Annotated in this window: 13 protein-coding genes; 5 read left to right on the top strand and 8 right to left on the bottom strand. The window is 68.5% G+C overall.

What is annotated here, in order from left to right:
- The 3 genes from ABZX92_RS43940 to ABZX92_RS43930 all read right to left on the bottom strand — a co-directional run.
- The coding region (locus ABZX92_RS43940) for a peptide-methionine (S)-S-oxide reductase (RefSeq protein WP_355571818.1) at nucleotides 1–324 on the bottom strand (324 nt) is incomplete at its 3' end.
- 23 nt (nucleotides 325–347) lie between these two features.
- A complete protein-coding gene (locus ABZX92_RS43935; protein ID WP_355571817.1) occupies nucleotides 348–1,487 on the bottom strand; it encodes an AI-2E family transporter in 1,140 nt (379 codons plus the stop codon).
- 84 nt (nucleotides 1,488–1,571) lie between these two features.
- The gene (locus ABZX92_RS43930) at nucleotides 1,572–1,967 is read right to left on the bottom strand and encodes a nuclear transport factor 2 family protein (RefSeq protein ID WP_355571815.1); all 396 of its coding nucleotides are present in this window, start codon (nucleotides 1,965–1,967) and stop codon (nucleotides 1,572–1,574) included.
- Between the two features lie 84 nt (nucleotides 1,968–2,051).
- Here ABZX92_RS43930 and ABZX92_RS43925 point away from each other — a divergent pair, with 84 nt between their 5' ends.
- Nucleotides 2,052–2,420 carry a helix-turn-helix domain-containing protein gene (locus ABZX92_RS43925; RefSeq protein ID WP_355571814.1) on the top strand — a complete coding sequence of 123 codons (369 nt, stop codon included), beginning with the start codon at nucleotides 2,052–2,054 and terminating at the stop codon, nucleotides 2,418–2,420.
- A gap of 129 nt (nucleotides 2,421–2,549) precedes the next feature.
- On the opposite strand, the gene ABZX92_RS43920 is transcribed toward ABZX92_RS43925, so the two are convergent.
- On the bottom strand, nucleotides 2,550–3,323 hold the full coding sequence (locus tag ABZX92_RS43920; protein ID WP_355571812.1) for a DUF4142 domain-containing protein: 774 nt from the start codon (nucleotides 3,321–3,323) through the stop codon (nucleotides 2,550–2,552).
- Between the two features lie 95 nt (nucleotides 3,324–3,418).
- Here ABZX92_RS43920 and ABZX92_RS43915 point away from each other — a divergent pair, with 95 nt between their 5' ends.
- Complete coding sequence (locus ABZX92_RS43915) at nucleotides 3,419–3,886, top strand: MarR family transcriptional regulator (RefSeq protein WP_355571811.1); 468 nt, start codon at nucleotides 3,419–3,421, stop codon at nucleotides 3,884–3,886.
- A 22-nt stretch (nucleotides 3,887–3,908) separates the two neighbouring features.
- Nucleotides 3,909–4,883, top strand: a complete 975-nt coding sequence (locus ABZX92_RS43910) for a hypothetical protein (protein WP_355571809.1) — start codon at nucleotides 3,909–3,911, stop codon at nucleotides 4,881–4,883.
- On the opposite strand, the gene ABZX92_RS43905 is transcribed toward ABZX92_RS43910, so the two are convergent.
- Both ABZX92_RS43905 and ABZX92_RS43900 read right to left on the bottom strand, forming a co-directional pair.
- The gene (locus ABZX92_RS43905) at nucleotides 4,817–5,245 is read right to left on the bottom strand and encodes an SRPBCC domain-containing protein (protein WP_355571807.1); all 429 of its coding nucleotides are present in this window, start codon (nucleotides 5,243–5,245) and stop codon (nucleotides 4,817–4,819) included. The genes ABZX92_RS43910 and ABZX92_RS43905 overlap by 67 nt on opposite strands.
- An 81-nt stretch (nucleotides 5,246–5,326) precedes the next feature.
- Complete coding sequence (locus ABZX92_RS43900; RefSeq protein ID WP_355571805.1) at nucleotides 5,327–5,893, bottom strand: GNAT family protein; 567 nt, start codon at nucleotides 5,891–5,893, stop codon at nucleotides 5,327–5,329.
- Nucleotides 5,894–5,951: 58 nt separating this feature from the next.
- Between ABZX92_RS43900 and lexA the strand changes: the two genes are divergently transcribed.
- The gene (gene lexA / locus ABZX92_RS43895) at nucleotides 5,952–6,605 is read left to right on the top strand and encodes a transcriptional repressor LexA (RefSeq protein ID WP_355571803.1); all 654 of its coding nucleotides are present in this window, start codon (nucleotides 5,952–5,954) and stop codon (nucleotides 6,603–6,605) included.
- A gap of 13 nt (nucleotides 6,606–6,618) precedes the next feature.
- Here lexA and ABZX92_RS43890 read toward each other — a convergent pair whose 3' ends face one another.
- Nucleotides 6,619–7,515, bottom strand: a complete 897-nt coding sequence (locus ABZX92_RS43890) for a LysR family transcriptional regulator (protein ID WP_355571801.1) — start codon at nucleotides 7,513–7,515, stop codon at nucleotides 6,619–6,621.
- Between the two features lie 56 nt (nucleotides 7,516–7,571).
- On the opposite strand from ABZX92_RS43890, the gene ABZX92_RS43885 reads away from it, so the two are divergent.
- Nucleotides 7,572–8,228, top strand: a complete 657-nt coding sequence (locus ABZX92_RS43885; RefSeq protein ID WP_355571799.1) for a type 1 glutamine amidotransferase domain-containing protein — start codon at nucleotides 7,572–7,574, stop codon at nucleotides 8,226–8,228.
- Here the strand turns inward: ABZX92_RS43885 and ABZX92_RS43880 are convergent.
- Nucleotides 8,225–8,775: nucleotidyl transferase AbiEii/AbiGii toxin family protein (locus ABZX92_RS43880; protein WP_355571797.1), on the bottom strand; the 551-nt coding region annotated here is incomplete at its 5' end. The two genes, ABZX92_RS43885 and ABZX92_RS43880, sit on opposite strands and share 4 nt — an antisense overlap.

Below are 8,775 nucleotides of genomic sequence, written 5' to 3'. Positions count from 1 at the left end.
GCTGTACTCCTCCGCCCTGAGGCCTGGGCCGGGATCGAGGTCGACGTGCGCGACCAGATCGCCGATCAGCTGCTCCGCCCGTGGACTGTCAGACGGGTCGTGGATCTGGAAGAAGTACTCCAGAATCTGCCGGTAGCTCAGCAGCGAGGGGTCGAACACGATCTCGATCGCCTCGGCGTGGTTGCCGTGGCGGCGGTACGTGGCGTTGGGCGTGCTGGGGTCGCCGGTGTAGCCGACGCGGGTGGAGACGACGCCGGGGTGGCGGCGGAACAGGTCCTGCATGCCCCAGAAACAGCCGCCCGCGAGAACAGCCTTCTCCGTCACAGTGCTTCTCCTCTGCTCGGTGTTCACTCAGGAGAACGTTCGGTCTCGGCCGGTTCATCCCCGTCGAGTTGTGACGTAACCATTACGGACCTCGCCTCGATGACCTCGCCCAGGTAGCGCAGGACGACGGCCACCGCGGCGGCGACCGGGACGGAGAAGAACGCGCCCGCGATGCCGTACAAGCTGGTTCCCGCCGTGACCACCAACAGTACGACCGCCGCGTGCAGGCGCAAGCTGCGCGACTGCAGGATGGGCTGCAGCACGTTGCCCTCGACCTGCTGCACCACGATGACGATGACCAGCATGATGATCGCCGTGGTCAGCCCGTTGCTCACCAACGCGACCAGAACCGCGAGCGCGCCCGCGATGAACGCACCGATGATCGGGATGAAGCCGCCGAGGAACGTCAGCGCGGCCAGCGGAACCGCCAGCGGCACGTCCAGGACCACCAGGCCCAGCCCGATGAACACCGCGTCGATCAGCGACACGATCGCCTGGCTGCGGATGAACGACCCGAGCGTCACCCAGACCCGCTCCAGCACCGTCGTGACGTGCCCGCCCGCGCGCTCGCCGATCAGGCCGCGCAGCCACGGCGTGAAGCGCATGCCGTCCTTGACGAAGAAGAAGGCCAGCAGCAACGCCACCAACCCGGTCACGACGCCGGACGTCACCGCGCCCGCACCGGTCAGCAGCCCGTTGGCGATCGACCCGATGCTCGACTTGACCTGCTCGACCCCCTGCGCGATCAACCGGTCGAGGTCGCTGCCGCGCAGGTTGAACGGCGGCCCCGCCACCCAGTCCTGCAGCTGCTGCACGGCCTTCGTGGCACTGGTCGCGATCTCCGGCACACCGGACGCGATCGACGACGCGATCGCCGCGATCACCCCTCCGAGCACCGCGAGCCCGACGACCAGCACGATCGTCGCCGACAACGCCGAGTTGAGCCCCTTCGCCATCAGCCATCGAGCCGGCGGCCACAGCACCGTCGTGATCAGCAACCCGAGCAGCACGGGCATCACGACCACCCACAGCTGCCCGATCAGCCAGAAGACCATCCAGAAGCCGAGCGCGGCCAGCGCCGTCCGCAGACTCCACCGCGCGAGCCAGCTCACGCCGTGCCCGATGGCCTCACCCTTGTCCGCCCACCTGCGATCCCGTTCCACGCCGCACAGTCTGTCGTGATCTAGCCCGAACGGGTGGCAGACCCGCCGTTTTGCTCCCGCAGCTCGCACTCCGGGTCGTTGTTGTCAGGCCTTGCCCCAGAACGCGTCTTCCTCGGGCTGGTCGGCCGTGTACAGCCACACCTCGACGACCTTGCCGCCGACCACGCGCATGACGTCCACGCCGACGCCGTCCATCTCGGCGCCCGAACGCTTGGCCGTCCAGTGCACCGGCGCGGCCACGATGTCGCCGTTGAGCATCAGCGGGGCGTTGCGCTTCAACGTGAAGGTGCCCTCGGACACCTCCATCATCCCGACGAGCATCGCGCCGACGGCCGCACTGCCGTGGTGGACGCCGGAGAAGCGGTTGGCACCCGGCTGGTGCCACACGATGTCGTCGGCGAACTGGGCCGAGACGGTCGCGAAGTCGCCGGACTCCAGGGCCTCGAAATAGGTGGTGACGACGGCCAGAGGGGTGGTCATCGGTTTCTCCTTTGAGCTGGTGTGGCCCTATGCTCACGAAAAGTAACCAATAACCTCAACGTAACTAATGGACGGGTGTGCGCCATGTCACAGACAATGCCGGACTGGAGTGTGCTCGCCTCCACGTGCCCGTCGCGGACGAGCCTCGCGCGCATCGCCAACAAGTGGACGGCGATGGTCGTGTCGTTGCTGGGCAACGCACGTATGCGGTTCGGTGACCTGAAGACCGGCATCGACGGCATCAGCGGCAAGGTGCTGACGGAGACGCTCAGGGACCTTGAACGCGACGGCATCGTCAGCAGGCACGTCTACGCCGAGGTGCCGCCGCGGGTCGAGTACGAGCTGACAGAGCTCGGCTGCACGCTGCACGAGCCGTTGCTGGTGCTGTGCCGCTGGGCCGAACAGCACATCGCCGAGGTCATCGTGAACCGCGAGGCCTACGACGCGCGTTGACGCAGGCGCTGCGCACTCCAACACGGTCGTGGGAGCTGGTGGCGCGTCTCGGAACGTTGGCGAAGTGATCCACGCTCAGCAGGGCACCCGTCTGATCGCGAATTCCCCCGGCAGCGTTCCGAGCCACCACTAGGGGTGCATCTTGCGACTGCTCCGCCCGCTGCTCCACAACCAGAGCCCGGCCACCGCGGCCGCCACCACACCCAGCCCGAGCAGTCCGTCGGGAATGCCGTGGTCCTGTTGCTGCCGCGAGGTGTTCTGCGCGGCAGGCTCGGGCACCGCCACACGAGGCGGCAGCGACACCGACGGGGCGGTCGAAGGCTGCGCGACCAGAGCCAGCGGGATCGCATCGGTGTCGCTGAAGTCGACCAGCCCGGTCGCTTCGAGCACGGTCATGTGGTCGAGCACGGTGTCCATGCAGACCTTGGCGTAGTCGCGGATCGCGGTGTTGCGCGTGCCCGTGCGCACCGAAGCCAGGAACTTGTAGACCACGCCGTGCGCGGCACGCAGCCGGTTCGCGAAGATCTTGTCGAACTCCGGGCTGCGAGCGGGCGCGGCCGTCATCTCGTTCAGCCAGCCCTGCTGCGCCTCGTTGGGTTGCGTGGGCAGCTGCACGTTGAAGGTGCGCGCGAGGTCGGCGGTCCGCCGGTCGAGGTCGGCGTGTCCCTCGATGAGGTGACGTCCCGCCTCCTGCACCTTCGGGTTGGCCGACTTCTCCAGCGCCATCCGCCCGGAGGGACCCTCCCACAACCCGGCGAGCGCCACCTTCTGCAGGAGGTCGCGACCGGGCGGTCCCATCGGACCGAACGCGGTCGCCGTGTAGCCGGGCCCCAGGTCCTGCTGGGCGAACGCGGGTGGCGCACCGACCAGGAAGATCAAGAGGGTGATGAGCAGTATCCGCATGCCGGGAGGTACGGACAGACCAGCGCCTGCCGTCCGTTGCACAGTGCAATGGTTATCTTTTCGTTATCGGAGTCCGACCCTGTAGAACTGAGCGGGTGAGTGATGTCGACGACCTGACCGACGCGGTCCTCACCGCGTCCCGCCTGTTAGTCGCCGTGTCAGCGCGTTCGCTGGCGGCCGTCGAGGAAACGCTCACGCTCCCCCAGCTCAGAATGGTCGTCCTGCTCGACAGCCGCGGCCCGATGAAGCTCACCGCGCTCGCCGACCTCCTGGAGGTCAACCCGTCCACGGCCAAGCGCATGATCGACCGGCTGATCACCTCCGGGATGGTCGACCGCGAGCAGAACCCGGCCACCAAACGCGAGGTCGTCGTCGTGGCGAGCCCGGCCGGCCGCCGCGTCGTCAACGAGGTGATGGCCCGCCGGCGCGCCGAGATCAGCACGATCGTCGCGCGCATGCCGGAGCACCTGCGGCACGGCCTGGTCGAGGCACTCACCGCGTTCACCGACGCCGGCGACGAACCCCGCTGGTCAGCCCGGGACGAGACGCCAACGCCGCGTTGACCCCTGCACCTAACTTGGAGGTATGTCGCGCACAGCTGTCCACAGCGCCGTCTCCGCCACTCTCGCCCGGTACAGCGATCACGAACTGCGCGCCCTCGTGGACGCCGCCGAGCCGCTCGGATCGGGCATCGGCGGCACAGCTGCGTTGCTGCGGATCAACGGCACGAAGGTCTTCGTCAAACGACTCCCGCTGACCGACCTCGAACTGCGGAACCCCCGCTCCACCGCGAACCTCTTCGAGCTCCCGGCCTTCTGCCACTACGGCATCGGGCTCATCGGCGGGCCTGGCTTCGGCGCCTGGCGAGAACTGGCCGTCCACGACATGACGACGAGCTGGGTCATCGCCGGGTTGCACCAGGGTTTTCCGCTGATGTACCACTGGCGCGTGCTGCCCCACCCAGGCCAGGCACTGCCCGCGGAACTGTCCGATGTGGACAAAGCCGTCGCCTACTGGGGTGGCGGCGAGGAGATCCGCCGCCGGATCGAGGCCGTGCGCGACGCCTCGGCGAGCATCGCGCTGTTCCTCGAGCACATCCCGCACAACGTGCACGACTGGCTCGATCCGGCCGACGAGAACGCCTGCGCGATGGTCGAGACGCAGCTGGAGGCCGGGACGTCGTTCCTGAACGCCCGCGGCCTCCTGCACTTCGACGGCCACTTCCAGAACATCCTGACCGACGGCGAACAGCTCTACTTCGCCGACTACGGCCTCGCGATCTCCGCGGAGTTCGACCTGTCCCCCGACGAGAAGGAGTTCTTCGCCGACCACCAGGACTACGACCGCCGCTACACGGGCACGTACCTGGCGCGCTGGCTCAAGCACGCGCACGCGGACAAGCCAGTTCCGCCGCACGTCGCCGCGATCATCGAACGCCACGCCTCAACAGCCGAAGCGATGACGGACTTCATCCGCGGGTTCCAGCGGGAACCTCAGCTCTCCGCCCGCTTCTGGAACGCCTCCAGCACCTCGACCCAGCCGCCCGAGTTGTCCTCGTGAGCCTTGGCGCGCAGCTCCTCCGAGCCGGCCAGCGCGGCGAACCCGCTCTCCACCACGCGCAGCCGCGTGCCGGCACCCTCCGGCGTCAGCGTGAACTCGACCAGCGTCGTGTTGTCCGCGGTCAGGTCCGCGCCGCCGAACGCGCTGGCCCAGCGGTACGACACGTAGGTCTGCGGCCTCACGGTCTCGACCTTCACCGGGAAGTCGCCGTACGTGTCGTTCTTGCACAACGTCGTCTCGCCCTCGACGGCGGTGCCCGACGGCGTGGAGGCGACCCACCACCCCGGCTCGTTCACCAGCTGCCACACGCGCTCGGGCGAAGCCTCGATCACGGTCTCGCGTTCGATCCGGTCCACAGTCACGACAAGCTCCCAACGGTCCGCCAACAAGTGCAACCCCAGAGTTGCACACCCAGCGACGACGTGCAACTCCAAGGTTGCAGATCAGATGGAGCTCGCGTGCGGATGACGAGCCGCGAACTCGGGTGCCGTCATCCCGAAGACCACGGCGTCGTGGTGGCGGCCGGCGAAGAACTCGTGGTCGCGCAACCTGCCCTCCTCGGTGAAGCCGAGTTTGCGGTGGAACGCGAGAGAAGGCTCGTTGAACGCCCACACGTTCGTCTCGCACTTGTGGAAGCGCCGCTCGCCGAACATGAAGCCCAGCAGCAACGACACCGCTTCCGAACCGTAGCCACGTCCTTTGTGCTCACTGCCGATGAAGATGCCGTACCCGAACCGGCCGGCGCGGTAGTCGGCCTCGAACGTCGACACGGTCCCCGCGAACGCGCCGTCGGCCAGCGACTCGATCGCGAGCTGGAACGCCTCGCCGTCCGGTTTCTTGAGCGCGGCCTTCTCCGCCCATTCGCGTTGCCGGGCGTCCGAGAACGGCTGCTGGATCCGGTCCGCCCTGCGCATGTCCACGGTGTTGTCGTCGAACTTCCGGAAAGCTTTCCAGTCCTCCGGCTCGATGCCGCGCAACCGTACGAGATTCCCCACCCAGAACGAGCTCATCCGGTGATCAAACGACCACCCGTTCGTGTCCGGCAACCGGATTACTACTATCAGCCCGGTGACCGCCTACGACGATCTTGAGCTCGACACGACGGTGCTGCCGGAACGCCAGCAGAGGATCCTGGTCGCCATCCGCGACTGGGTGGTGGAGCACGGCTACTCCCCCAGCACCCGCGAGATCGGCGACGCGGTCGGCCTGAAGTCCTCGTCCAGCGTCTCCAAGCACCTGAGTGCGTTGGAGGACAAGGGTTTCCTCAAGCGCGGCACGTCGGTGACGCGGCCGATGGACGTGCGGGTCTTCCTGCACGAGACGGCCGTCGCGCAGCTGTCCGACGACTCGATCTCGGTGCCCGTGGTCGGCGACATCGCCGCCGGTACGCCGATCTCCGCCATCGAGCACGTGGACGACGTGCTGAGCCTGCCGCGCGGCCTGGTCGGGCGCGGCAGCAACGTGTTCGCCCTGCGGGTGCGCGGTGACTCGATGATCGACGCCGCGATCTGCGACGGCGACATGGTCGTCATCCAGCAGGCGCAGGAGGCGTACAGCGGGCAGATCGTCGCCGCGATGATCGACGAGGAAGCCACCGTCAAGGTCTACCAGCGCCGCAACGGCCACGTGTTCCTGGAGCCGCGCAACCCCGACTACCCGGTGATCGACGGCGACAAGGCCGTGATCCTCGGCATCGTGGTCTCCGTCCTTCGCAGCGTCTGAGCACAACGCGCACTCAGAGGACGCCCCAGTCGCGTGACCTCAGGTGCTCGACGACCGTGTGCACAACTACCTGGGTTGTTGATGTGCGGGTCACCAGGTAGAGGGTGTTGAGCGGCGGGACCTCAGGGTGGTGCAGCAGCTCGACGGATCCGGCGGTCAGCGCTGGTTCCGCCAGGTAGCGGGGCAGCGCGGACACGCCGGCCCCGGCGATCACCGCGGCCAGCACAGCGCGCAGGTCCGGCACGATGACGGCGGTGGGGTTCTTCGGGCGCTTGCCGAACTCGCTGCGCCAGTACCTGCGGATGATCGGCAGGTCGTCGGAGTAGGCGACGAGCGGCAGGTGCTCGAGGGCGCGCGCCGGATCCTGGCCCAGCAGTTCCTGGTCGACGGTCCTGGCCAGCAGCGGCGGCCCCACCAGCAGGAACTCCTCGTCGGTGAGCGGCGTCGCGGTGAGCCCGGCGCCGGGGCGGACCGCGGACAGCACGAGGTCGAGCATGCCGGACCTGAGGGCGGCGAGCAGGTCGTTCGCGACGCCGAGCGTGACCTCGAACCGGATGCCGCGCCGGGTCAGCGGGGTGAGCGCGGGCAGGCCACGGGCGGTCATGAACTCCGCCGCTCCCCCGATCCGCACGACGCCTTCGAGGCCGGGTGCGGGGTCGAGGGCCGTGCGGAGCTGGTCGACGTGGGGTCCGACGCGGCGCGCGAGCTCGTCGGCCCTGGGCGTGGGTGTGACGCCTCGGCCGCCCCGGATGAACAGCGGCTCGGCCAGCTCTTTCTCCAGCCTGGCGAGCTGACCGCTCACCGCGGGCTGGGTGAGTCCGCGCCGGGTGGCCGCCGCGGTGAGCGAGCCGGCCCGGTAGATCTCCAGGAACGTCGCCAGCAGATCGAGGTCTGTCAACTTCTCGGCCATAAGGCAGCTTATGACTCGGCGAACGTTCTTGAAGGATTCGTGATGGTATGGGTGCCATGACGAAGCTACTGATGGTCGTGTCCGGCGCCGACTCCCTCACCCTGGCGGACGGCACGAGCCACCCCACCGGGTTCTGGGCCGAGGAGGTCGTCGAGTCGGTGCGCGTGCTCCGCGAGGCCGGCATCGAGGTCACCGTCGCGACGCCGGGTGGCGTGGTGCCGACCGTCGACAAGGGCAGCCTCGACGGCCGGTTCGACGAGGTCGTCGCGACGCTTGAGGATCTGCAGTCGCCGGCCGACCTGGGTGAGATGAACGCGGCCGACTTCGACGCGATCTACCTGCCCGGCGGCCACGGCCCGATGACCGACCTGGCGTTCGACCAGACCCTCGGCGCGCTGCTGGCCGAGTTCCACGACAGCGACAAGCTGGTCGCGGCGCTGTGCCACGGACCGGCCGGGCTGCTGAGCGCGGTCCGCGCGGACGGCACGTTCGTGTTCGCGGGCAAGGAGATGGCGGTGTTCAGCGACGAGGAGGAGCGCCAGGGCGGACTGGACGTCCCCTACTCGGTGGCGGGTCGGTTGGCGGAGCTGGGCGCGCGGCTCGCGCCGGGTGAGCCGTGGTCGAGCACGGTGGTCGTCGACGGCAGGCTCGTGACGGGCCAGAACCCGCAGTCCACCGTGGCCACCGCGACTCAGGTGGCCGCGCTCCTCTAGGCCAGAGCCGCCGCGATCCGCCGCAGCAACGCCGGTTCGTCGGACTTGGTGACCGGCAGCTCGGACGGGGAGTTCTCCCAGTCGACGTGCTTCAGGCCCAGCACGGTCAACCGGTCGAAGTCGAGCGCGCGGTCACCCAGTTCCGGCCGCAGCAGCTCGATGACGACGCCGGTGTCCACCGTGGTGTGCTGCGCCAGCAACGCGGCGTCGTAGAGGTCCTTGGCCTGCGGGTAGCGGTCCGTCACGAGCCACTGGAGCTTCCAGGCGAGCGACAACTCCTGGTTCGCGGCGAGCAGGGTGGTCCCGGCGATCCGGATCGGCTCCGGCTCGATCGGCAGCTCCTCGTTGAACACCAGGTCGATCTGGATCGCGCCCCGCGGCAGGCCCTCGACGTCGAACGGGAACATCAGCCGCCGGCCGGGCACTCGCTCGTAGGTCCAGATGTGCTCGGTGCTGTACTCCTCCGCCCTGAGGCCTGGGCCGGGATCGAGGTCGACGTGCGCGACCAGATCGCCGATCAGCTGCTCCGCCCGTGGACTGTCAGACG

The sequence above is a fragment of the Lentzea sp. NPDC006480 genome, from assembly GCF_040611995.1.
Lineage (GTDB): Bacteria > Actinomycetota > Actinomycetes > Mycobacteriales > Pseudonocardiaceae > Lentzea.
The sequence above is the reverse complement of the archived record's forward strand: the minus strand, read 5'-3'. Positions and strand labels throughout refer to the sequence as shown.

Excerpts from the sequence above, each read along its gene's own strand:
- ABZX92_RS43925 (WP_355571814.1), top strand. The coding sequence starts at position 2,052 with ATGTCACAGACAATGCCGGACTGGAGTGTGCTCGCCTCCACGTGCCCG.
- ABZX92_RS43920 (WP_355571812.1), bottom strand. The coding sequence starts at position 3,323 with ATGCGGATACTGCTCATCACCCTCTTGATCTTCCTGGTCGGTGCGCCA.
- ABZX92_RS43900 (WP_355571805.1), bottom strand. The coding sequence starts at position 5,893 with ATGAGCTCGTTCTGGGTGGGGAATCTCGTACGGTTGCGCGGCATCGAG.
- ABZX92_RS43930 (WP_355571815.1), bottom strand. The coding sequence starts at position 1,967 with ATGACCACCCCTCTGGCCGTCGTCACCACCTATTTCGAGGCCCTGGAG.
- ABZX92_RS43910 (WP_355571809.1), top strand. The coding sequence starts at position 3,909 with ATGTCGCGCACAGCTGTCCACAGCGCCGTCTCCGCCACTCTCGCCCGG.
- ABZX92_RS43890 (WP_355571801.1), bottom strand. The coding sequence starts at position 7,515 with ATGGCCGAGAAGTTGACAGACCTCGATCTGCTGGCGACGTTCCTGGAG.
- ABZX92_RS43885 (WP_355571799.1), top strand. The coding sequence starts at position 7,572 with ATGACGAAGCTACTGATGGTCGTGTCCGGCGCCGACTCCCTCACCCTG.